Genomic DNA, 20,010 nt, shown 5'->3' with positions numbered 1-20,010 from the left:
TGCCTACGCCTCGGTGGTTTCGCCGTCGCGGCCCAGCGCATAGCGCTGCATTTTTTCGTAGAGCGTCTTCCGGGAGATGCCCAGTTCTTCATAGACCGGCTTGAGGCTGCCGCCGTGCGCTTGCAAAGCGGTGGCGATGACCGAGCGCTCGAAGCGCGCGACCCGGTCTGACAGCTTTGCCGTCATATCGTCGGCGCCATCGTCCACACCTTCTATATCGAGCCCGAGTACATAGCGATCGGCTGCGTTGCGCAATTCCCGAACATTGCCGGGCCACTCGCGGCGCGCGATCTCGGCGAGCAGTCGCGGCGAGACCTCACCCATATCACGACGGTGGCGTCCGGCCGCCTCGCGGAGAAGCTGCAGGAAGAGGATCGGCACGTCCTCGCGCCGGGAAGACAGTGGCGGCACGTTCAGGGTCACGACATTGAGGCGGTAGAGCAGGTCGGCGCGAAACCGCCCCTGCGCGACCTCGTCCTCCAGCTTCACCTTGCTGGTGGCGATGAAGCGCACGTCGAGCGGTATCTGCTCGTTGGAACCGAGACGCACGATGACGCGGTCCTGGATAACCCTGAGCAACCGTGCCTGCAGGTCGGGGGGCATGGAGCCTATCTCGTCAAGCAGCACCGTGCCGCCACGTGCGTGCTCAAACTTGCCATATCGCGCCCGCAGAGCACCGGGAAAAGCACCGATCTCGTGGCCGAAGAGTTCGCTTTCGATGAGGTTGCCGGGCAGGGCGGCGCAATTGATCGCGACGAAGGGGCGGTTCGCTCGGCTGCTGATGTCGTGCACAGCGCGCGCGACGACCTCCTTGCCGACGCCCGTGTCGCCGACGATCAGCAGATCGGCGTCGGTGCCGCCTACGGCCCGGAGCCTGTAACGCAGGTCGATCATTGCAGCCGAGCGGCCGGGAAGCCGCGACTCGATGTCGTCGGGGTGGCCGGCCGCTGCGCGCAGCAGGCGATTCTCGAGTACCAGCATGCGCCGGTCGAGCGCACGCTTGGCGACATCGGCCAGATGCTGCGCCGCGAAGGGCTTTTCGATGAAGTCATAAGCGCCTTCGCGCATCGCCCGAACGGCCAGTTGCACGTCGCCGTGTCCCGTCACCAGAATGACAGGCAGATCGGAATCGATGTCGCGAACCTTGGCTAGCAGGGTCATGCCATCCATGCCCGGCATACGGATGTCGGTGATGAGCATGCCATGAAAGCCGGGCGTCACATAGGTGAGCGCGCTTTCGGCATTCGAGAATTCGTGTACCGCGATGCCGGCAAGCTCCAGCGACTGGGCGGTCGAATGCCTGATCTCCTCCTCGTCGTCGACGAGGAGTACGGCGGGCGGTTTCATTCGGCTGCCTCGCTTAGCGGCAGCTTGGCGGCGTCAAGCACGATCGACGCAAGCGTTCCGCCTTCGGGATGGCGCTCGACGGTGAGGCTGCCGCCGAAATCCTTGACGATGTTGTAGGAAATTGAAAGCCCGAGGCCGAGGCCCTTGCCGACGCCCTTGGTGGAGAAGAATGGATCGAAGATCCGTTCGGCGATGGCCGCGGGAACGCCGGGACCGCGGTCGCGAACCGTGATCGTTACGCGGCCGTCGGCAGTGGTCGCGGCCAGGTCGATGCGCCTGTCCGGCAATCCTTCGATCGCGTCGGCCGCGTTGGACAGGATGTTGACCAGAACCTGCTGGAGCCGCACCGACCCCGCCTTGACGACCGGCGGTTGCGCGCCCAGATCGACGGCGATCTCGGCGTCGGCTGCATTCAGCCGCCAGGCGACGATTTCGAGCGTGTCCCTGACGACGTCGTCGAGCGAAACGGGCCGCAGTTTCTGGTTCGGCTTGCGGGCGAAATTGCGCAAGTGCCTGCTGATTGCCGCCATGCGGTCCGTCAGTTTGGAGATGCGGGCAACGGCATCTCCGGCCTCGTCGGCACGGCCGCGCTCCAGCAGGATCGCCGCATTGTCGGCATAGGTGCGAACGGCAGCCAGGGGCTGATTGAACTCGTGCGACAGTGCGGCCGACATCTGCCCGAGGGCCGCTAGCTTGCCGGCCTGGACGAGATCCGACTGTGTCTTGCGGAGCGCGCGTTCGGTAGCGCGGCGCTCGGCGACTTCTTCCTCGAGCCGGTTGTTGACGGCGGCGAGATCGGCGGTGCGTTCCTCGACCCGCCGTTCGAGTTGCTCCTGCGCCTCTCGCTGGACCTGAAGGCGCTCGGCCAAGCGCGCCCGGCGCTGCAGCCAGGCGGCGAGGCCCGTTGCTCCAAGTCCGAGCAGAAGCACCATTGCGGCAACGACCGTCAAAGCCTGCGCACGCGCGGAGGCGGTGTCCAGCAACACACTCACCGTCCAGTCGGCCTGCGGCATGCTTTCGCCGACGACGAGGTATTCTCGCATTCCGTCTTCGTTGGAGATCGTCAGCAGGTTGTGATCGCGATGTGTCATACCCGCGCTTACCGGCAATTCGGTGAGGTTCGCGTTGGCGTAGCGGCGTGTGGCCGCCGTGCGGGCGAGGCGTTCCTCGGTCAGCGGCAGGATGGCCGAAAACAGCCAGTCTCTCCGCCCGGTCATGAAGATGATGCCTTCGGGGTCGGTGACGATGATCTCGTATTCGTCGCCGCGCCACGAGCTTTCAATCGAGTCTATGTCGACCTTGAAGACCACGACACCGCCGATGCTGCCGTCGATGCGGATCGGCGCGCCGAAATAGTATCCACGCTTCAGGGATGTCGTTCCGAGCGCGAAAAAGCGCCCTTCGCCGCCGGCTATGGCGTCGAAGAAATAGGGCCTGTAGCTGAAGTTCTCGCCGACGAAGGTCGGGGTCTGATCATAATTCGAGGCGGCGATCGTGAGGCCGTCCGGCAGCATGACATAGATGTCGGAGGATTCGAGCAGCCCATTGACCGATTTGAGGTAGCGGTTCATCGCGTCAACGGCGGCCCGATCGCCCGGATGGCTGACGAGATCCTTAACGTCCTGATGATCGGCTATGAGTTCGGGCAGCTTTTCATATCGCGCGAGCTGCCCCCGCAGCGCCGTCACTGCAAGGCCGAGCGTGTTTTCGCCACGTATTGCCGCCTGGTCGAGATAGTAGGCGGTCATCAGGCGCGAGCCGAAATAGGCGACAAGCACGCATAGAAGGGCCGCAGCCACGCCCAGGATAATAGAATGTCGCCGCCAAAGGCTGTTCATGCGTCGTCGCCGGTTCTCGCTCTCATGCCGACTATAGCGCGGCGCGAAGCTCCGAGTCGAACGGATGCAGGACCGCTATTTCTTTAGCACGTCCGCCCATTCCGGATGACGTCGGAACTGCGCGGCCGCGAAGGGGCACAGGGGAATGATTGTCTTGCCGGCGGCCCGCGCGTCCTCGACCGCCCGAGTAACGAGCCGCGCGCCGACACCCTGGCCCCGGAACGCGTCCGGCACTTCGGTATGGTCGATGATAAGCTGATGATCGCCGACCTTGGTGAAGGTCATTTCCGCTTCGATCCCATCCGATCCCCTGACGACATAGCGGCCCTTGGCGCCGTTGTCCTCGAGTTCGATCCTGTTTTCATCGGTCATGTAAATGCTCCTTTTGCCGGCGTGGCGGACAGGAATGCCTCGGCGCCCAGAATTTCCGGCTGGCGTATCTCGTGGCCGCCTTCGTGCCACAGCAGTTCCACATCGGCTCCCAGCTTTCGCAGGTCAGCTTCCAGCTTCTGCGTAAGCGCTGGTGGGCAGATCGGATCGCGCTGGCCGGCGGTCATCAAGACCTGGGTGCCGTCGAGCGTGCCTTCCGCCTGCGGCTCGAAGGGTATCAGCGGGTGCATCAGCACGGCCTTGTCAAAAAGGCCTGGCGCGGCAAACAGAACCGAAGCGAGAATGTTGGCGCCGTTCGAGTAGCCTAGACCGAAAACCCCCGAGGGCTTCTTCTTGTCCACGTGGGTGCGAACGAACTCGACCATCTTTCGCGTTGCGCGCCCAAGATCGTCCATGTCGTAGACGCCTTCGCCGGTGCGACGGAAGTAACGGGCTGCGCCATGTTCGGAAACGTCGCCGCGCGGTGCAATAACGGTTGCCTCAGGCATCAGATCGCGACCAAGGCCGAGGAACTGGTTTTCGTCGGCCCCGGTTCCGTGGAACACGAAGAGCAGGGGGCCGCCGGGTTCTCCCCCGGCGGTCTTGTGGATATACGCGTCGCTCGTCATCGCCTCAGTCCTCGATCGGCTGGAGATGGCTTTCCAGATAGGGCCGCAGGTGCTCGTGCTGCGACGGCAATTTCAGAGCCTCGCCGAGATGTTTCGTGTCCTCGTCGCGGTCGAAGCCGGGTTCGTTGGTGGCGACCTCGAACAGCACCCCGCCCGGCGTGCGGAAATAGATCGCCCAGAAATAATCGCGGTCGATCACCGGCGTCACCTGGTAGCCGGTTTCCATTAGTGCCTTGCGAACTTCAAGCTGCTTTGCGCGGTTCTCGACCGCGAAGGCGACGTGATGGACCGAACCCGCACCCTGCCTTGCATGGCCAAGGACAGGCAGGGATTCGACATCGATCACATCGGCGCCGTTGCTGTCGCCCTTGACCGCGAAACGGCGCACCGAGCCTGACTTGTCGATCTCCTCATAGTTCATGAACTTGAGGAGTTCGGCTGTCGCACCGCCGTCCTGCAGCCGCATGGACACCGAGTGGAACCCACGGATAGCCTCGTCGATGCCGACGCCGCCGTTGTTCCATGGTGCGCGACCGTCGTCGCGTGTCTCAACGAGCGCGAAACCGTCGCCATCCGGTCCTTCGAAGGCTAGGCGCTGCTCGCCGAACAGCTCGGAACGCTTCAACCCGGCCACGCCCTCGCTGACAAGACGCTGCTCCCAGAAGGCAAGCGTGCCTTCGGGCACGGAGAACGCGGTGACGCCGACCTCACCCGTCCCCGGACGACCGCGGGCCGCATCCGGGAAAGGAAAGTAGGTCATGACAGAACCGGGGGTGCCGAACTCATCGGCATAATAGAGATGGTAGACATCCGGCGCGTCGAAGTTGACGGTCTTCTTGATCCGGCGAAGGCCGAGCTTGTCGGTGAAGAAGTCGTTGTTCTCTTTGGCGTCGCGCGCCAGGGAGGTCACATGGTGAAGTCCCTTGATCTGGTCGAGCATGGTCGGGCTCCCTTCTATCCGCCGCAAGATCGCGGCGCTTGACGCCATATGTCGTGCAAAAGGTCCCGGAGGGAAGACTGCGGCGGCGCGATGGACCGTGCTGTATTATCGAACAATGACGCTTTCATCGTTCACTCATTTGCCGCAAGCAAAGAAAAGGCCCGCGCTTTCGGCGCGGGCCTTCATCAGCTTCCGATCGGAATTGTTACTGGACCGTCAGAAGCTGGTCATCACGGTTCTCGGCAAACGAGCCTTCGTCATAAGCGGCCTGTGCCTCGAGCTGCTCCTGGGTGAACGTCGTGTACAGGTAGTACTCGCCGTCTGCATCCGTCAGGAACGCGAGATTGTCCATGCTGACTGCAACTTCCTTCTCGCCGATGCCGAGGAAACCGCCGACGTCGATGATAACGGCTTCTACCTGGCCATCGTCCGACAGGATGATGTCGCCGATCTCGCCGATATTCTCGTCGTTGGCGCCATACACGGTCGTTCCGACAAAATCATCGGCGCTGATGTCACCGACCTGCACCTCACTGAGCGACGAGCGATCGATGGCGGACGTCTGGGTTTCATCCGTCTCGGTCATCGTATCGTCGGCAGGGGCAGCAGCCGTTTCCTCACCGGCAGGCGCAACTTCCTCGCTGGCAGCCATGTCATCAGCAGGTGCAGCTTCCTCGGTTGCAGCCATGTCGTCGGCCGGCGCGGCTTCTTCGGTCGCAGCCATATTGTCGTCCGCAGGAGCCGGAGCGGCAGCCATGTCATCGGTCATGCCGGCTTCATCCTCTGCCACCGGTGCAGCAGCGAGGTCTTCTGCCGTGGCAGGCTGGGTGTTGCCAACTTCGGCATCAGCCGGCTGCATCTCATAGGCCGCCAGGTCAAACTCCTGCTGGGCCTCGAGCGCCTCACGAGTCGTCTCGACGACGATGTATTCCTCGCCGTCCATCTCGGTCCACTCGACGAGATCGTACTGCAGGGCAACCTGCTTCTCGCCGATGCCGAGGAAGCCGCCCACGCCGACGACGATCGCCTGGATGTTGCCCTCGCTGTCGAGGACGAGATCCTTGACCTCGCCGATATTCTCGGCGCCTTCGCCGCTGCCATTATAGACGGTCTCACCGATCAGGTTCGACGCGAGATGTCCTTCGGCATGCTTCACCTGAGGCTGCGGCGCAGCTTCCATCGGGGCATCTGCGGCCGGGGCGGGAGCGGTGGTCTGGGCCACGGCTGCGCTGGTTGCGATAAGCGTTGCGATTGCAGTTGTCGCCAAAAGGTTCCGGATCATGTTAAACTCTCCTTGTGCATGTTCCTTTGCACGGTCGCGTCCGGAACCAAACTTTCGCAGGGGAGGTCCGGACGTGACCTTCACAACCCGACAACGTGGCCACCGCCGATCTGGTTCCGACTCGAAAAAAATGAGCCGGTCGCCCAAACGTTCTGGAACGATACGCAACGTCAGCGCATTAAGTTTGGCTAAGGCGTTCCGCCAACAGCCCGATTTTCCTACAAATCAAGTCTGGAGACCTGCAAACGATGCGCTTCCAGATCATCCTCAACCGCGAAGGCGGTACGCTGCGCACTCTCGACCTTGCGGTGTTCACCGCGCGCGTGCGCGAAATGGTGGAAGAGGCGGGCCATCAGGTGATGGTGGCCGTGGTCGCAGGCAAGGAAATCGAGCACGCGCTTGACGCGGCGCTTGCCGGGGACTGCGACGTCGTCATGGTTGGCGGAGGCGATGGCACGGTGTCCTGTGCCGCTGGCAAGCTGATGGGCAGCGACAAGGCGCTTGCGATACTTCCAGCCGGCACCATGAACCTTTTTGCAAGAAGCCTGGGCATCCCGCTCGAGCTCGAAGCGGCGGCTGCCGCGCTTTGCGGCGGAGAATTTCGTGACGTGGATGTTGCGAGCGCCAACGGCAAGCCGTTCATTCACCAGTTTTCGGTCGGGCTTCATGCCAAGCTTATTCGCCTGCGGGAGAAGGAAGTCTTCCGCTCCCGGCTCGGCAAGATCAGGGCGTCCATACGCGCCGGTTTTGGAGCCTTCTTCCGGCCGCCGCGGATGAGGATCGGCCTCACGCTCGATGACGGCGAGGAGAGGATGCTGGCAACCGCCGGCATCGGCATCACCAATAATGTCTTCGGAGAAGGTCATCTGCCTTATGCAGATGTGCCGGATGGCGGTGTACTTGGGGTCTACGTCACGCGGTCACGCACCCGCGGGGACATGATATTGCTGGCCCTCAATATGCTGCTCGGCCGATGGAAGACGAACGATCAGGTCGAGATGCTGACGGCGCAGGAGGTAAGGCTTCGCCTGCTCGCACGGCACGAACGGTTTGGATGCGCCATGGATGGCGAGCTCTGCGAGCTTGAGAAAGAGACGACCGTTCGCTGCCATCCAGGTGTGCTGAAGGTGCTTGTTCCCGCAGAGCCAGCATAAAATACGCTACCCTGCGGGCTGTGTGCCCTCTGCGGCAGGCTGTTCTGCGGGCACACCGCCGACGGGATCTTCCGGATCGATTGAACTTCCGAAGATACCCACACCCCACCAAACCAGCATGGCAAGGGCGAGAGCGCAGACAAGCACGACGAGCACCTGCCATCCACTGCGCCCCTGACGGGCCTTGTTCTTGTCCACGGTCTTGGTCATTTGGAAGCTCCGATGTCAGAAAGGTTTTCTCCGACACCAATGCGGCCACGGGACCCAGGTTCCCGGCAAGGCCGTCGATAAAACTCAATCCGGAGAATTGTCTGCCCCGTCTGTCGGCGGCGTATTCTCGCGCATCACCGCCCAAGCAAGAGCCGCCACCGCAGGCACCACGAGAGCGAGCCCCGCTTTGCGGCTTGCGAGCAGCGTGGGAACCATCGCAAAGGCAGCCGCTCCGGCGAGCGCTCTTGCCTCGCTTTTGCGGCGCCTTGCGACGCGGCGTTCACGAGCCCTGGCGGTTATGGAACTGATGCCCAGCAACAGGAACGCGACGACTATAAAGCCGCCGGCAAATGCCAACGCGGCTTCGACCGCCCCGATCTCTCGCGCGGCGGCAATGAAACCCGCAACGATGAGGAAGCTCACGCCGCAAAGGCAAAAAAGCCCTGCGGCCAAGTACACAATTGCTTTGCGGCGTGCGCGTGCGACCGCTTCCGATGCTTCACCGGAAACGATCGACGCGATCAATGATGCAAGCGCTCCCACGTGTCAGCGACGCGAAAGAAGTGCAAGAAAATAGCCGACACCGACCGCTATCGCGAGGGAGCTAATTGGCTTTTCCCGAACGGCGTCCGACACCTGCCTTTCCATATCGCTGGCATTGGCGCGAATATTCTCCATCGCGGCCTCACCCTTGACGCGGAGCTGTTCGGCGCCCTCGGTTGCCGCCCGTTTTGCTGCGGAATAGGAGTGCTGGCCAGTAGCGGACAATTGTGCGCTCAGCCGGGCCACATCTTCGCGCAACCGCGCGATCTCTGCTTCAAGGTCTTCCGGCTTCGCCTTCGCGCCGTTGCCGCCTCTGGTAACCTTGCCGGTGGGTGCCGTTGCCATATCGTTACTCCCTTTCGTGTTGCCGAGGACAACGCTCGACCATAGCGCAGGTTCCCGAAGTGGGTGAAGCATCGTCATAGAAATTCGATCAAATAAACGGTCGCGAGCCCTCGTTCGATGGATCCCATCCGGACAGTTCGGCCAGTTGGTCGGCGTCGATAACCTCGCAGCCGCCATCGCGCCAGCGAACAAGCTTTCGGTCAATCAGCTTGCGGATGGTCTTGTTGGTGTGGACGAGTGAGAGGCCGAGCGTGTCGGCAAAGTGTTGCTGGGTTATCGGTAGCGTTGCGGTGCCGTTGAACATGCCCACGGCACGAGCCCTGCTCGTCAGGAACGCGATCAGGTATGCCAGCCGCTCCAGTGCCGAACGCCGGCCGACACTCAGCAGGTTTTCGTCCAGCATGCATTCCTCGCGAGAGGCCAGCCAAGTAACGTCGTAGGCGAGTTCGGGATGCTCGCGGTAAAGCGACATCAGCTCGCCGCGCTCGAAAACGCAGAGCGTCATCGGCGACAAAGCTTCCACGGAGTGCTGGATTTCGTCCATGAGGGTGCCCTGCAGGCCGATGAGATCGCCGGGGAGGACGTAGTTCACGATCTGCCGCCGCCCATCCGACATAAGCTTGTAGCGGAAGCCCCAGCCTATAAGCACCGTGTATAGATGCGGATTCCGGGTGCCCTCGGCAAGGACTGTCGCCCCTTTGTCGACGGAGAGCTCACCTCGCTTGAAACGAGAGACGAAATCCAGCTCCTTCGGCTTGAACCTGCGGAACGCATCACGCCCGGCGAGAGGGCATTTCTCACACGGGTATTTGCGCTCCGAGCGCACCTTAACCTGTTCTTTCATGGTGATCCCCCACCCGCCACGATCTCGCGCAACGTCATCTACAAGACGGTCAAACGCGCCACTGTGGGCAAGGTTGCCGCTGTGTCTTTTTTAAATGACAGAAGGCATGCAATCGGCCACATATCGCCTTTCAAGGAGACCCGGTATTTTGCAGGATATTCGCCTGGACGGCATGCACGTCCTCGTCATGGAGGACGAATTCCTCATCGCCATGGATGTGGAGCAGCTATGCCGGGAACATGGCGCGACTGAAGTCACAATCGTTCGCCAGATCGACGATCTCGGAGACGACCCTTTCGCTGGCCAGGCGTTTCATGTCGCCGTTCTGGATTTGATGCTTGGCGGCAATTCCACGACGGAATTCGCAAACTCCCTTTCCCAACGCGGCATACCATTCGTTTTCGCGACCGGATACACGGATGTCCAGGAGCGTTTCGGTGTCGTCTCCGACATCGAGGTGGTCGCCAAACCTTACGGCGGCACTGATCTTATCGCCGCGCTCGGTCGTGCGATCGAGCGCGGCCGTGATCGTTCAAGCGGCGTTTGATCCCATAACCTGAGCGGAAATGGCATCGGGTCCGAAATCGGCCTCGCCGCTCACGTTGAGAATTTCCTGAAGCCTGCTGCGCGCCCGGCTCACCCGGCTCTTGATCGTGCCAACGGCGCAGTCGCAGATTTCGGCGGCCTCTTCGTAAGAAAAGCCGGATGCGCCGATTAGTATGATCGCTTCACGCTGGTCTTCAGGCAATGTCTCGAGAGCCGTGCGGAAATCGTCCAGGTCCATGGAGCCCTGCTGGGCCGGATGGACAGCCAGGCGCGCCGTGATGACGCCATCGCTGTCCTGCACCTCGCGGCCACGCTTGCGCATCTGCGAATAGAATTCGTTGCGCAGAATCGTGAACACCCAGGCCTTCAGGTTGGTGCCGGGCTGGAACGATGCCTGCTTGTCCCACGCCTTGACCAGCGTTTCCTGTACGAGATCGTCGGCCTTGTCCGCATTCTGCGACAATGACATGGCAAACGCTCGAAGGCTTGGAATGGCACTCAGCAGATCCTGTTTGAAGGTCGATGCTGCGTCGGCCATGATCATTGCCCCTCGCCGGCTGGCGTGGCGCCGGAATTTTCACTCTCCTCGAGCTGCTTGAGGAGGTTTGCGAACCTGTCCGGCACCTCGTCGGAAACGAGATCGTCATAATATTGCTTGAGTTTGCGGCCGATTTCCGAATTCGGTCCCAGCGTTTCGGAGCTGCGCCCCGGCTTCTTCTGGCCGCCCGTCGCGGCCGCTATATTTGGCTTCATGCTTATGTCTCTAGCCCCCGGTCTGTCGAACACTCAACCTCAGGTCAGCCGTTCGCACGGGCCTGCGAACGCTTGGATGGTGGGCTTAAACGTGTGTGTTTGAATATCGTTCCGCAAATGTGGGAACTTTTTTGAATGTACCGCGTTTTCGACTTTCTGAATGCCGGCTGGCTTCCGTCCTCCGGTTTTCATCTAACGTCACTGAGGGAGACGCCATATCATGAGTTTGTCCGCAAGGATCGCGCCGCACCTTCCCTATTTGCGGCGCTTTTCCCGCGCCGTAACGGGTTCGCAGAACAGCGGCGATGCACTGGTCGCAGCAACGCTGGAAGCGATCATCACCGACGTCAGCATTTTTCCGAAACTGTCGAGCGACAGGATTTCGCTGTATCGGGTTTTCACCGCCCTTTTCACCTCCGTGAGCATTCGCGTACCGGAAGCCGATGATTCGGCCGGCTGGGAAAGCCGTGCTGCGGCAAATCTGTCCGCCCTTGCGCCAATGCCGCGTCAGGCGTTCCTGCTCGTGGCCGTCGAGGGCTTTTCAGAAGCCGAGGCCGCGGAAATCCTCGACGTCGAGGAGGATCGTTTTGCGGAGCTGATCGCCGAGGCCAGCGACGAGATTTCGCGGCAGGTCGCCACCGACGTGCTCATTATCGAAGACGAGCCGCTCATCGCCATGGACATCGAAGAGATGGTTGAGAGCCTCGGGCACCGTGTGGTGGGCACTGCGCGCACGCACAAGGAAGCGGTGGCGCTGTTTTCGAGCAAAAGGCCGAAGATGGTGCTGGCGGATATCCAGCTTGCCGACGGCTCGTCAGGCATCGATGCCGTCAACGAAATTCTGGCCGGTACGCCGGTTCCGGTCATTTTCATCACCGCCTTTCCGGAGCGGCTGCTCACCGGTGAGCGCCCGGAGCCAGCGTTTCTCGTGACCAAGCCGTTCAATCCGGACATGGTCAAGGCGCTTATCAGTCAGGCGCTGTTCTTCGACCGGCAGGCGAAGGCTGCCGCCTGACGGCAGCTCATGCTGGTCGATCAGCAATGAGGGCCGCCTGTCCGGCGGCCTTCTTTTTGTCGCTGTTTCTGCCGGAATCCTTCCGCTTGCGGCCCGGGAACAAAACGCGGAAGGCAGCGTTTTTCGAATATAAGTTCAAGGAGACACGCCATGCTTTACTGGGCTCTCGTTTTTCTCGTCGTTGCGATCATCGCCGGTGCGCTCGGATTCGGCGGCATCGCGGGTGCTTCCGCCGGTATTGCGCAGATACTGTTCTTCATCTTCCTCGCCTTCCTCGTCATTTCGCTCATTGCAGGGCTGATGCGCCGGGCAGGCTGATGTCCCGCACTTCGATGCATCTCCGCTCGCGGCGGTGCATGGGAGAGGCGGAGTTCGCAGACCCCTCAGCTCGCACTTCGCCACCCGCCGGATGCCGCAAGTCATCGACTTTGCGGCGTTCGGCGGCGTCAATTTGGAACCGCGAGCTGCAAGTTTCGTTGCATAGTACAATTTGCGTTTTGCATCGGCCGGGCAGAGCGCCATACTTCCGGGATGGTTTCATGCGTACGGCGAAAGTCGGGGGGATGAAGTGGAAATGAGGCGCGGCATGTTGCGCGCACTGCGCAACACGGGCATCATCGTCATCTATCAGACGCCCGACCTGCATGTGCAGTGGGGCCAGAACGTGCCTGCCGAATGGTCGGCCGACGACATTGCCGGCAAGGTCGATAATCAGTTTATGCCCGCCGCAGCGATCGAGCGTATAGTCGAGCGCAAGCGCGCCGTTTTGGCATCTGGCGCACCGGAAACGCTAGAGTTCAGATCAAGTGTCGATGACGGCGGGCGCTGGTACGATATGTGGATCGACGCCGATACCGACGATGACGGCGTCATCGCGGGCGTTGTCACGACCATCGTCGAGATCACGGAACGAAAGCGGCGGGAGCAGACACTGCGCACCTTGCTGCGTGAAGTCAGCCACAGGTCCAAGAACCTGCTGGCAATCATCCAAAGCATCGCAACGCAGACGGGCAGGTACTCGACCAGCATCGACACCTTCCTCGACAGGTTTCGCGGTAGGCTTCAGTCACTCGCATCTTCCCAGGATCTGGTAACCTCGTCCAACTGGCGCGGTGCAATGCTGAGCGAGTTGGTGGAAGGCCAGGTGGCGCGATACAGGGGTGAGGATGACGACAGCGTCAGCCTCCAGGGTGTCGATGTTTATCTGAACCCCAACGCCGCTCTGCATATCGGGCTGGCGCTTCACGAACTGGTGGTTAATTCCATGAGTCATGGGGCGTTGGCGCGCCCCAACGGGCAGGCACATCTGACAAGTGCCTTGAACGGTGCGGGCGGAGATGGTCCGCCTACGCTCGTCCTGACCTGGAGCGAACGCACCAACGCAGCCGAGATGCAGGACGAGAAACGCTTCGGCAGTGTGGCGCTCGAACGCGTCGTTCCGCTTTCGCTCGACGGCAAGGCGGAATTCCACGTCGAGGATGATCGCCTCGACTATCGTCTTGAAGTGCCGGCAGCGAATTTCGAGGCCGACTGACCCTTTCACGATCCACAAAAAACAAGCCGGTCGCATGACCGGCTTGTGATGAATTTCAGGGTGTTGCCTTGGTTGGCGACCGGCCGCCCATCGGAGGGGGCGATTGGGGGTGCGGGCGACCGGTCACTGGCAACAAACGCGCTGTGGATGCGGAGGTTCCATGCGACGTGCATTAACTTTTCACAGGAACCGCGAGCCCCTTGGTACGTTCCTTTGCGATCCTGACCTGTCATGGAGATGACGATGATTTCGCAGATGAACGCGGTTCATGAAGGTGCCCGGCTCGCCATGGGCGACCACAGGGCTGCCGATCCGCTGCTGCGGCGCCGGCGCCAGCCTGTGGCAAGTCTCCAGCAGTGGCTTCTGACGACCATTGCCGCAATACTCTTGGTCGGTGTACTCGCCGCCTTGGTGTTTGCGTGAGAGCTGCTGCGCTTACCGTGGCGGGTTGAGGCGTTCTGGCGGGATGCGGACAGTCATCTCGCCCTTATTGGGCTCAACATAAAGAACCAGCGCATACATGCTGCCGTAAACCAGCCCGGCCAGGACCGCCAATATGGTCAGAAGTCGGAACAGAGTTGGCATGCATCGCCCTTGAACTTTTTGCCGATTGAACCGGTCCCGTTATGGGACGGGTGTGTGATCATTTCAAGGATCAGCAGCAACGCGGACAGGCCGCGATGCTTGACGCGGTGAGGCTTTTCATGTCGATACCGCCTTCAAAGGACGGAGGCGATGGCGGACGCGATGTGTCCCGACATTTCGAGCTTGCGCCGCCGCATGCACTGCGATGCGGCATCGATGTCGCGCGGTTTCCTCGCATTGCTGAGGACGGCGTCGTGACGAACACTGGCCCGCATCTCGTTTCGACGTTGCGCGATCGCCTCGGCGATCGTGTCGTCGTTTTCGTGGGGCTGATGGGAGCCGGCAAGACCGCGATCGGGCGCAAGGTCGCGCAGGCGTTGCAGCTTCCGTTCGTCGACAGCGATCACGAGATCGAAACCGTGTCGCGCATGACGGTGCCCGAGCTATTCGAGCGCTACGGCGAACCGGAATTTCGCGCACTCGAACAGCGCGTCATCGAGCGTTTGCTGCGCGAAGGTCCGCGCGTGGTTTCCACCGGAGGCGGCGCCTTCATGAATGCGCAGACGCGCGAGGCGATCGCAGAACACGGCATCTCCATCTGGCTCAAGGCCGATCTCGACCTTTTGATGGAGCGCGTGGCGAAGAAGCAGAACAGGCCGCTGCTTCAGAATGCGGACCCGCGCGCGATCATGGCCAAGCTGATGGCGGACCGGTATCCGGTCTATGCGCTCGCCGACGTTACGGTGGAGACCCGCGACGCGAAACGCGAACTGATCATGGACGAAGCCATCCAGGCCCTTGGCGACCATCTGGAGCGGTTCGCCACCCGTGACGAAACGAGAACTGCTTGATGACCACCGACACGCCAGACATACGCACAGTTCACGTGGCCCTCGGCAGCCGCGCCTATGACATTCTCATCGGCGGCGGTTTGCTGGCTTCAGCCGGCGATACACTCGCCAGGCGTTTTCCCGGTGCCCGAGCAGCGATCGTCACCGACGAAAACGTCGCTGCCCGGCACGCGGCCACCCTCAAGCAAAGCCTGGAAGGCGCAGGCATCGCGACGGCGACGATCACGATCGCGCCGGGCGAGCGCAGCAAGAGCTTCGCCGTGCTTCAACAGGTCGTCGACGAGGTGCTTGCAGCGCGGCTCGAGCGCGGCGACGTGGTGATCGCGCTCGGCGGTGGGGTGGTCGGCGATCTTGCCGGTTTCGTCGCCGGTATCGTGCGTCGCGGCATGGCCTTCGTGCAGGTGCCGACCTCTCTGCTGGCGCAGGTGGATTCTTCCGTCGGCGGCAAGACCGGCATCAATACCACGCATGGCAAGAACCTGGTCGGCGTCTTCCAGCAGCCGGGGCTCGTCATCGCCGACAGTGACGTCCTCGACACGCTGCCCGAGCGCGAGTTCCGCGCCGGCTATGCCGAGGTGGTCAAATACGGCCTCATCGACCGGGCCGATTTCTTCGCCTGGCTGGAAGCCAATTGGCGGGACATCTTCTCCGGCGGCCCCGCGCGCGTGGAAGCGATAGCCGTCTCCTGCCAGGCCAAGGCCGACGTCGTGGCGCGCGACGAGTTCGAGGCGGGCGACCGTGCGTTGTTGAATCTCGGCCATACCTTCGGCCACGCTCTCGAGGCCGCGACGGGCTATGACAGCGCGCGCCTCGTCCATGGAGAGGGCGTCGCCATCGGCATGGCGATGGCGCATCGCTTCTCGAGCCGAATGAACCTGGCAAGCCCCGACGATGCAGCCCGTGTCGAGGCCCATCTCTCGGCGGTCGGCCTGCCAGTCGCGGTCTCCCAGATTCCGGGCGATTTGCCGGGCCCAGAGCGTATGCTCGACTATATTGCCCAGGATAAGAAGGTCTCGCGCGGCTCCCTGACCTTCATCCTGACGCGCGGCATAGGCCGTTCCTTCGTAGCCAGGGACGTGCCGACCTCGGAAGTGCTGTCATTCCTGAAGGAGAACCTGCCCTCATGACCCTGGAGATGTGGCTCACGCTCGCGGCGATCGTGGTGCTGATCGCCATGTCGTTCCTGTTTTCCGGCACGGAGACCGGCATGACCGCGGTATCGCGAGCGCGCCTGCACTCGCTGGCCAACAGCGGCGACAAGCGCGCAATCCTTGTCGAGCGGCTGATAGAACGCCGCGACCGGCTGGTGGGCGCGCTGCTGATCGGCAACAACCTCGTCAACATTCTCGCCTCGGCGCTGGCGACTAGCTTGCTGCTTTCGATTTTTGGCCAGAGCGGCGTCGTCTACGCCACGATTGCGATGACGGTCACGCTGGTGATCTTCTCCGAGATACTGCCGAAGTCGTGGGCGCTGGCCAAGCCGGAGCAGTTTGCGCTTTTCGTGTCGCCGTTCGCCAGATTGGTGGTTCTGTTGTTCGGCACGCTGTCGACCGGTGCAAACTGGATCGTGCGTCACCTGCTCTCGCTGTTCGGCGTCAGCCTTGCCCGCGACGATTCGATGCTGTCGGCGCACGAGGAACTGCGCGGCACGGTCGCCGTGCTTCATCGCGAGGGCTCCGTCGTCAAGCAGGATCGGGACCGCATGGGCGGACTGCTCGACCTGCACGAACTCGAAGTCTCCGACATCATGATCCACCGCACCAATATGCGCATGGTGAATGCGGATGATCCGTCAGAAACGCTGGTGCGCGAGATCCTGCAGAGCCCGCATACACGCATGCCGTTATGGAAGGGTTCGACGGAAAACATCGTCGGCGTGATTCACGCCAAGGATCTGCTGCGCGCGCTCAACGAGGTCGGCAACGACTTTGCCAAGATCGACATCATGAAGGTGGCGTCGAAGCCCTGGTTCGTGCCCGACACCACGTCCCTGCAGGATCAGCTCAACGCGTTCCTGCGCCGCAAGTCGCATTTCGCGATCGTCGTCGACGAATATGGCGAAGTGGAAGGGCTGGTGACGCTCGAAGACATCATCGAGGAGATCGTCGGCGAAATCGCCGACGAGCACGATGTCGAGATGCAGGGCGTGAAGCAGGAGGCTGACGGTTCGGTGGTGGTCGAGGGCTCGGTCCCGATCCGGGACCTCAACCGCGCTCTCGACTGGAACCTGCCCGACGAGGAAGCGACCACCATCGCCGGCCTCGTCATTCACGAAACGCAGTCGATCCCGGAGGAGAAGCAGGCCTTCACCTTCCACGGAAAGCGCTTCATCGTAATGAAACGCGACAAGAACCGCATCACCCGCATCAGGATCAGACCAGCCGAAGGGGCATAGGGGAGCGAGCATGCCCCGACCGAAGCTGCATAGCGACGATGAAATCCTCGAAACGGCCCAGGCCGTGCTGTTGCGTAAGGGACCATCGGATTTCACGTTATCGGACGTTGCCGTTGCCGTGGGTCTATCGCGCGCCGCGTTAATTCAGCGATTCAGCGACAAGGCCACGCTCCACGCTCTGGTCATGGAACGGATGACGCAGGAAGTTCGCGACTATTTTGCGCAAGCGCCATCCGAGCGGGGTTTGGAACCGCTGTGGTTCATGCTCAAGGACCTCATTGCCGGGATGGGCACCGGGGAGGGCAGCGAAGCCTATCTCCTGCTTCTGTGGGGCGACGTCCGCGACCCCGCTTTGCGTGTGCTTGCGAACGAGCGCAACGAACTGGTCAGGGCCGCGATAGAGGCGCGGCTTCCAGCCGGGCCACATGAGCCTTTCAAAACGTCGCTGCTCATTCAGGCTGTTATTCAGGGAAGCTGCATGCAGTGGATGGTCGCCCGTGATGGTGACCTCGCTTCGTTCATGACCCAAAGCACCGCTAATGTGCTGTCGGTCCTGTATCCCGATCAGGAGTTTCCGGCAGCGCCATAGCTACACACTCTTGAATATAACTTACGCGTCGGTTATTTATGCGGCCATTGTCGCCCATGCGTGGTGACGCCGCACGGACCGACCATGTACCTCTCAGAACTCAAGTTGGATGACAGCCTCGAGAGCGGGAGCCCTCGTGTGCATGCTCTCGACCTCACAGCCAGACAGTTCGATATGCTGGCCGCGGCATATGGCACCGCCATCGATTATCGGGACCTGTTCTCACCGCAGCGGGATTTGCCAGGTCGACTGCGTGACTGGGCCGACAAGTCGGGGATCAGACTACGGAAGCTCTCGACCAGAGCCCGGGAGCGCGGAAGCAGGTCTGAAAAGGTGCTGTTTGGGCTCGACGACGGCTATGCGATCGAAACCGTTCTCATTCGCCGCCGCGATGGCATGACTGCCTGTGTTTCCTCACAAGTGGGTTGCGCATTCGCCTGCCGCTTCTGCGCGTCCGGTCAAGCAGGCCTGAAAAGGAACCTGAGCGCAGGCGAAATCGTCGAGCAGGTGGTCAGAGCCGGCCCCAAGGTCAATCGCATTGTTTTCATGGGAATCGGCGAACCGCTGAACAACTATGCCAATGTTCTGGATGCAATACGGATCCTGCGGGACAGGCGCGGCATGGCGTTTCCGACGTCGGGGATAACCGTCTCGACGATTGGTATTCCCAAGGCTCTGCGAAGCCTTCGCGAGGAGCATCTTGCGATCAATCTGACGATTTCGCTGCACGCGACGACACAGGAGGTTCGGGATCGCCTCATCCCCGGAGCGCGCAAACATGCCCTGCGCGAGGTGGTCGCCGGCGCGCTTTCATGGGCGCAGCGGCACAACCGTGTGGTGACCTTCGTCTATCTCGTTCTGCCGGGCATCAACGATACCCACGCGGATTTGCAGCGGCTGATCTCTATGTTTTCAGGCCGGCCGGCCCGTATCAATCTGATGCGATGGAATCCGATCGACTCGGTCGACCTGGCGCCCACCAGCGATGACCGTCTCGGATTTTTCCGCCAGAAGCTTGAAAGGGCAGGCGTGCCGGTGGTCGTGCGCGACACGCAAGGACGCGACATCGGCGCTGCGTGCGGGCAACTGTGGCTCCGCGACCTTACCGGCATCAGGATAGACTGACGGGCTTCACCACCGCGTCTTTTCGCCCGGCGCCGCGGGCTCGATCGCGAGCGCGTGGACGCTTGCAGCCAGCTCATCGGCCAGCAGCGCGTTGACTGCGCGGTGACGCTCTATCCTGCTCATCTTTGCGAAGGCCTCTGCCACGATACGGACACGGAAATGGGTTTCACCCGTGCCGTCGAACGTCTCGTGGTGGCCGGACTCCGTATGGTGGTGTCCCGCGTGCAGGTGGCTCTCGTTGATGACGGCGAGGCGTTCCGGTGAAAAGGCCGCGGCAAGCTTCGCTTCGATCGTGGACTGGATGGACAAGGTCGGTTTCCTTCACCATATGAGGACGGTTCCGCACCGCCGACATCGTTTCGATTCATGCGGTTGGGGGATGATCCCGCAAATGTCAATTCTTGTATCGCACTGCGAAGAGACCATAATCGTCTGGCTGCTTCGGCTCAGGAACGGATGAAACCGTACTCAAAATATTTCGAGAAGATCAAAGTCCGCCGCGACCCGCAGGCGGATCTGAAGTCGCACGCGCCGATATGTCAGTGGGATGGTTGCGAGGAGGCGGGCACCCATCGCGCACCCGTGGGCCGCATGCGCGAGGGCGAATATTTCCAGTTCTGCTTCAACCACGTGCGCGAATACAACAAGGGTTTCAACTACTTCTCTGGGCTGGCCGACAGCGAGGTCGCGCGCTACCAGAAGGAAGCGATGACGGGCCACCGGCCGACCTGGAAGCTGGGCGTCAACGGTCATGCACGCTCCACGCCAGACTACGCGCAGAAGCGCTCGGGTGCGGCGGGCTATTACAATCGGGTGCGCGATCCGTTCGGCATGTTCGGCGGCGAGCGGGATCCGGACCGTCCGCGGACGCGCAAGCTGAAAACGCTTGAGGCCAAGGCGCTGGAAACGCTTGGACTTGAGGCCAGCGCGACTGGCGCGGCCATAAAGTCGCGCTATAAGGAACTCGTGAAGCGCCACCATCCGGATGCGAATGGTGGCGACAGGGGTTCGGAAGACCGGTTTCGCGATGTTCTGCAAGCTTACCGCGTGCTCAAACAAGCAGGTTTGTGTTAGCGACGCGGTCTGCTAAAGACGGCCCCCGAAGATGACAGGAAC

General features: G+C 61.7%; 26 protein-coding genes. 12 read left to right on the top strand and 14 right to left on the bottom strand.

Annotation, left to right across the window (positions count from 1 at the left end; all coding sequences use genetic code 11):
• Positions 1-3: 3 nt before the first annotated feature.
• The 6 genes from ACVJNE_RS05030 to ACVJNE_RS05005 form a co-directional block, all read right to left on the bottom strand.
• Positions 4-1,347 carry a sigma-54-dependent transcriptional regulator gene (locus ACVJNE_RS05030; RefSeq protein ID WP_499563529.1) on the bottom strand — a complete coding sequence of 448 codons (1,344 nt, stop codon included), beginning with the start codon at positions 1,345-1,347 and terminating at the stop codon, positions 4-6.
• Entirely contained in the window at positions 1,344-3,185 is a 1,842-nt protein-coding gene (locus ACVJNE_RS05025) for a sensor histidine kinase (protein ID WP_499563527.1), read from the bottom strand. Before ACVJNE_RS05025 ends, ACVJNE_RS05030 begins: the two co-directional genes overlap by 4 nt.
• 75 nt (positions 3,186-3,260) lie before the next feature.
• On the bottom strand, positions 3,261-3,557 hold the full coding sequence (locus ACVJNE_RS05020; RefSeq protein ID WP_499563525.1) for a GNAT family N-acetyltransferase: 297 nt from the start codon (positions 3,555-3,557) through the stop codon (positions 3,261-3,263).
• Positions 3,554-4,183: an alpha/beta hydrolase gene (locus ACVJNE_RS05015; protein ID WP_499563523.1), complete on the bottom strand. Its 630-nt coding sequence runs from the start codon at positions 4,181-4,183 to the stop codon at positions 3,554-3,556. The genes ACVJNE_RS05020 and ACVJNE_RS05015 overlap by 4 nt, the downstream gene beginning before the upstream one ends.
• A gap of 4 nt (positions 4,184-4,187) precedes the next feature.
• The gene (locus tag ACVJNE_RS05010; RefSeq protein WP_499563521.1) at positions 4,188-5,123 is read right to left on the bottom strand and encodes a VOC family protein; all 936 of its coding nucleotides are present in this window, start codon (positions 5,121-5,123) and stop codon (positions 4,188-4,190) included.
• 205 nt (positions 5,124-5,328) lie between these two features.
• Positions 5,329-6,405 (bottom strand): PRC-barrel domain-containing protein, encoded by a 1,077-nt coding sequence (locus tag ACVJNE_RS05005; protein ID WP_499563519.1) that lies wholly within the window; start codon positions 6,403-6,405, stop codon positions 5,329-5,331.
• A gap of 248 nt (positions 6,406-6,653) precedes the next feature.
• On the opposite strand from ACVJNE_RS05005, the gene ACVJNE_RS05000 reads away from it, so the two are divergent.
• Positions 6,654-7,559 (top strand): diacylglycerol/lipid kinase family protein, encoded by a 906-nt coding sequence (locus ACVJNE_RS05000; protein WP_499563517.1) that lies wholly within the window; start codon positions 6,654-6,656, stop codon positions 7,557-7,559.
• A gap of 6 nt (positions 7,560-7,565) precedes the next feature.
• Here the strand turns inward: ACVJNE_RS05000 and ACVJNE_RS04995 are convergent, their stop codons facing one another.
• From ACVJNE_RS04995 to ACVJNE_RS04980, 4 genes are all read right to left on the bottom strand, one after another.
• On the bottom strand, positions 7,566-7,769 hold the full coding sequence (locus tag ACVJNE_RS04995; RefSeq protein ID WP_368803743.1) for a hypothetical protein: 204 nt from the start codon (positions 7,767-7,769) through the stop codon (positions 7,566-7,568).
• 84 nt (positions 7,770-7,853) lie between these two features.
• Positions 7,854-8,192, bottom strand: a complete 339-nt coding sequence (locus tag ACVJNE_RS04990; RefSeq protein WP_421927460.1) for a hypothetical protein — start codon at positions 8,190-8,192, stop codon at positions 7,854-7,856.
• Between the two features lie 123 nt (positions 8,193-8,315).
• The gene (locus ACVJNE_RS04985) at positions 8,316-8,735 is read right to left on the bottom strand and encodes an ElaB/YgaM/YqjD family protein (protein WP_499563515.1); all 420 of its coding nucleotides are present in this window, start codon (positions 8,733-8,735) and stop codon (positions 8,316-8,318) included.
• A 10-nt stretch (positions 8,736-8,745) separates the two neighbouring features.
• Positions 8,746-9,501 carry a Crp/Fnr family transcriptional regulator gene (locus ACVJNE_RS04980; protein WP_499563513.1) on the bottom strand — a complete coding sequence of 252 codons (756 nt, stop codon included), beginning with the start codon at positions 9,499-9,501 and terminating at the stop codon, positions 8,746-8,748.
• 148 nt (positions 9,502-9,649) lie between these two features.
• On the opposite strand from ACVJNE_RS04980, the gene ACVJNE_RS04975 reads away from it, so the two are divergent.
• The gene (locus tag ACVJNE_RS04975; RefSeq protein ID WP_499563511.1) at positions 9,650-10,048 is read left to right on the top strand and encodes a response regulator; all 399 of its coding nucleotides are present in this window, start codon (positions 9,650-9,652) and stop codon (positions 10,046-10,048) included.
• Here ACVJNE_RS04975 and ACVJNE_RS04970 read toward each other — a convergent pair.
• Together ACVJNE_RS04970 and ACVJNE_RS04965 are read right to left on the bottom strand one after the other, a co-directional pair.
• Positions 10,034-10,585, bottom strand: a complete 552-nt coding sequence (locus ACVJNE_RS04970; RefSeq protein ID WP_173189331.1) for a sigma-70 family RNA polymerase sigma factor — start codon at positions 10,583-10,585, stop codon at positions 10,034-10,036. The genes ACVJNE_RS04975 and ACVJNE_RS04970 overlap by 15 nt on opposite strands.
• A gap of 2 nt (positions 10,586-10,587) precedes the next feature.
• Positions 10,588-10,800: a NepR family anti-sigma factor gene (locus ACVJNE_RS04965; protein WP_368803748.1), complete on the bottom strand. Its 213-nt coding sequence runs from the start codon at positions 10,798-10,800 to the stop codon at positions 10,588-10,590.
• Positions 10,801-11,020: 220 nt separating this feature from the next.
• On the opposite strand from ACVJNE_RS04965, the gene ACVJNE_RS04960 reads away from it, so the two are divergent.
• The 4 genes from ACVJNE_RS04960 (at position 11,021) to ACVJNE_RS04945 (ending at position 13,772) form a co-directional block, all read left to right on the top strand.
• Positions 11,021-11,815 (top strand): response regulator, encoded by a 795-nt coding sequence (locus tag ACVJNE_RS04960; RefSeq protein ID WP_499563508.1) that lies wholly within the window; start codon positions 11,021-11,023, stop codon positions 11,813-11,815.
• Positions 11,816-11,965: 150 nt separating this feature from the next.
• Positions 11,966-12,133, top strand: coding sequence for a DUF1328 domain-containing protein (locus ACVJNE_RS04955; protein WP_173189334.1), 168 nt, complete (start codon positions 11,966-11,968; stop codon positions 12,131-12,133).
• Between the two features lie 268 nt (positions 12,134-12,401).
• Positions 12,402-13,349, top strand: coding sequence for a sensor histidine kinase (locus ACVJNE_RS04950; RefSeq protein WP_499563506.1), 948 nt, complete (start codon positions 12,402-12,404; stop codon positions 13,347-13,349).
• Positions 13,350-13,592: 243 nt separating this feature from the next.
• Positions 13,593-13,772 carry a hypothetical protein gene (locus tag ACVJNE_RS04945; protein WP_499563504.1) on the top strand — a complete coding sequence of 60 codons (180 nt, stop codon included), beginning with the start codon at positions 13,593-13,595 and terminating at the stop codon, positions 13,770-13,772.
• Between the two features lie 12 nt (positions 13,773-13,784).
• Here the strand turns inward: ACVJNE_RS04945 and ACVJNE_RS04940 are convergent, their stop codons facing one another.
• On the bottom strand, positions 13,785-13,934 hold the full coding sequence (locus ACVJNE_RS04940) for a histidine kinase (protein WP_499563502.1): 150 nt from the start codon (positions 13,932-13,934) through the stop codon (positions 13,785-13,787).
• Positions 13,935-14,188: 254 nt separating this feature from the next.
• Here ACVJNE_RS04940 and ACVJNE_RS04935 point away from each other — a divergent pair, with 254 nt between their 5' ends.
• From ACVJNE_RS04935 to rlmN, 5 genes are all read left to right on the top strand, one after another.
• Positions 14,189-14,785 (top strand): shikimate kinase, encoded by a 597-nt coding sequence (locus tag ACVJNE_RS04935; RefSeq protein ID WP_312860539.1) that lies wholly within the window; start codon positions 14,189-14,191, stop codon positions 14,783-14,785.
• On the top strand, positions 14,785-15,912 hold the full coding sequence (gene aroB, locus ACVJNE_RS04930) for a 3-dehydroquinate synthase (RefSeq protein ID WP_499563499.1): 1,128 nt from the start codon (positions 14,785-14,787) through the stop codon (positions 15,910-15,912). The genes ACVJNE_RS04935 and aroB overlap by 1 nt, the downstream gene beginning before the upstream one ends.
• Entirely contained in the window at positions 15,909-17,180 is a 1,272-nt protein-coding gene (locus ACVJNE_RS04925) for an HlyC/CorC family transporter (RefSeq protein ID WP_444726637.1), read from the top strand. The genes aroB and ACVJNE_RS04925 overlap by 4 nt, the downstream gene beginning before the upstream one ends.
• Positions 17,181-17,190: 10 nt before the next feature.
• Positions 17,191-17,769 carry a TetR/AcrR family transcriptional regulator gene (locus tag ACVJNE_RS04920; protein ID WP_499563497.1) on the top strand — a complete coding sequence of 193 codons (579 nt, stop codon included), beginning with the start codon at positions 17,191-17,193 and terminating at the stop codon, positions 17,767-17,769.
• Positions 17,770-17,907: 138 nt separating this feature from the next.
• Positions 17,908-18,894: a 23S rRNA (adenine(2503)-C(2))-methyltransferase RlmN gene (gene rlmN, locus ACVJNE_RS04915; protein WP_499563495.1), complete on the top strand. Its 987-nt coding sequence runs from the start codon at positions 17,908-17,910 to the stop codon at positions 18,892-18,894.
• A gap of 6 nt (positions 18,895-18,900) precedes the next feature.
• On the opposite strand, the gene ACVJNE_RS04910 is transcribed toward rlmN, so the two are convergent.
• Complete coding sequence (locus ACVJNE_RS04910; RefSeq protein WP_173189343.1) at positions 18,901-19,203, bottom strand: BolA family protein; 303 nt, start codon at positions 19,201-19,203, stop codon at positions 18,901-18,903.
• A 147-nt stretch (positions 19,204-19,350) separates the two neighbouring features.
• Between ACVJNE_RS04910 and ACVJNE_RS04905 the strand changes: the two genes are divergently transcribed.
• Positions 19,351-19,968 carry a J domain-containing protein gene (locus ACVJNE_RS04905; protein WP_499563493.1) on the top strand — a complete coding sequence of 206 codons (618 nt, stop codon included), beginning with the start codon at positions 19,351-19,353 and terminating at the stop codon, positions 19,966-19,968.
• The last annotated feature ends 42 nt before the right edge of the window (positions 19,969-20,010 follow it).

Source organism: Mesorhizobium sp. DxT, from assembly GCF_058448885.1.
This window is presented reverse-complemented; position numbering and strand designations above follow the sequence as displayed.

Excerpts from the sequence above, each read along its gene's own strand:
- ACVJNE_RS04970 (WP_173189331.1), bottom strand. The coding sequence starts at position 10,585 with ATGGCCGACGCAGCATCGACCTTCAAACAGGATCTGCTGAGTGCCATT.
- ACVJNE_RS04960 (WP_499563508.1), top strand. The coding sequence starts at position 11,021 with ATGAGTTTGTCCGCAAGGATCGCGCCGCACCTTCCCTATTTGCGGCGC.
- ACVJNE_RS05000 (WP_499563517.1), top strand. The coding sequence starts at position 6,654 with ATGCGCTTCCAGATCATCCTCAACCGCGAAGGCGGTACGCTGCGCACT.
- ACVJNE_RS04955 (WP_173189334.1), top strand. The coding sequence starts at position 11,966 with ATGCTTTACTGGGCTCTCGTTTTTCTCGTCGTTGCGATCATCGCCGGT.
- ACVJNE_RS04945 (WP_499563504.1), top strand. The coding sequence starts at position 13,593 with ATGATTTCGCAGATGAACGCGGTTCATGAAGGTGCCCGGCTCGCCATG.
- ACVJNE_RS04950 (WP_499563506.1), top strand. The coding sequence starts at position 12,402 with ATGTTGCGCGCACTGCGCAACACGGGCATCATCGTCATCTATCAGACG.
- ACVJNE_RS04940 (WP_499563502.1), bottom strand. The coding sequence starts at position 13,934 with ATGCCAACTCTGTTCCGACTTCTGACCATATTGGCGGTCCTGGCCGGG.
- ACVJNE_RS05015 (WP_499563523.1), bottom strand. The coding sequence starts at position 4,183 with ATGACGAGCGACGCGTATATCCACAAGACCGCCGGGGGAGAACCCGGC.
- ACVJNE_RS04905 (WP_499563493.1), top strand. The coding sequence starts at position 19,351 with ATGAAACCGTACTCAAAATATTTCGAGAAGATCAAAGTCCGCCGCGAC.
- ACVJNE_RS04980 (WP_499563513.1), bottom strand. The coding sequence starts at position 9,501 with ATGAAAGAACAGGTTAAGGTGCGCTCGGAGCGCAAATACCCGTGTGAG.
- ACVJNE_RS04985 (WP_499563515.1), bottom strand. The coding sequence starts at position 8,735 with ATGACGATGCTTCACCCACTTCGGGAACCTGCGCTATGGTCGAGCGTT.
- aroB (WP_499563499.1), top strand. The coding sequence starts at position 14,785 with ATGACCACCGACACGCCAGACATACGCACAGTTCACGTGGCCCTCGGC.
- ACVJNE_RS05025 (WP_499563527.1), bottom strand. The coding sequence starts at position 3,185 with ATGAACAGCCTTTGGCGGCGACATTCTATTATCCTGGGCGTGGCTGCG.
- ACVJNE_RS04995 (WP_368803743.1), bottom strand. The coding sequence starts at position 7,769 with ATGACCAAGACCGTGGACAAGAACAAGGCCCGTCAGGGGCGCAGTGGA.
- ACVJNE_RS05005 (WP_499563519.1), bottom strand. The coding sequence starts at position 6,405 with ATGATCCGGAACCTTTTGGCGACAACTGCAATCGCAACGCTTATCGCA.
- ACVJNE_RS04965 (WP_368803748.1), bottom strand. The coding sequence starts at position 10,800 with ATGAAGCCAAATATAGCGGCCGCGACGGGCGGCCAGAAGAAGCCGGGG.
- ACVJNE_RS05020 (WP_499563525.1), bottom strand. The coding sequence starts at position 3,557 with ATGACCGATGAAAACAGGATCGAACTCGAGGACAACGGCGCCAAGGGC.
- ACVJNE_RS05010 (WP_499563521.1), bottom strand. The coding sequence starts at position 5,123 with ATGCTCGACCAGATCAAGGGACTTCACCATGTGACCTCCCTGGCGCGC.
- ACVJNE_RS04920 (WP_499563497.1), top strand. The coding sequence starts at position 17,191 with ATGCCCCGACCGAAGCTGCATAGCGACGATGAAATCCTCGAAACGGCC.
- ACVJNE_RS04925 (WP_444726637.1), top strand. The coding sequence starts at position 15,909 with ATGACCCTGGAGATGTGGCTCACGCTCGCGGCGATCGTGGTGCTGATC.
- ACVJNE_RS05030 (WP_499563529.1), bottom strand. The coding sequence starts at position 1,347 with ATGAAACCGCCCGCCGTACTCCTCGTCGACGACGAGGAGGAGATCAGG.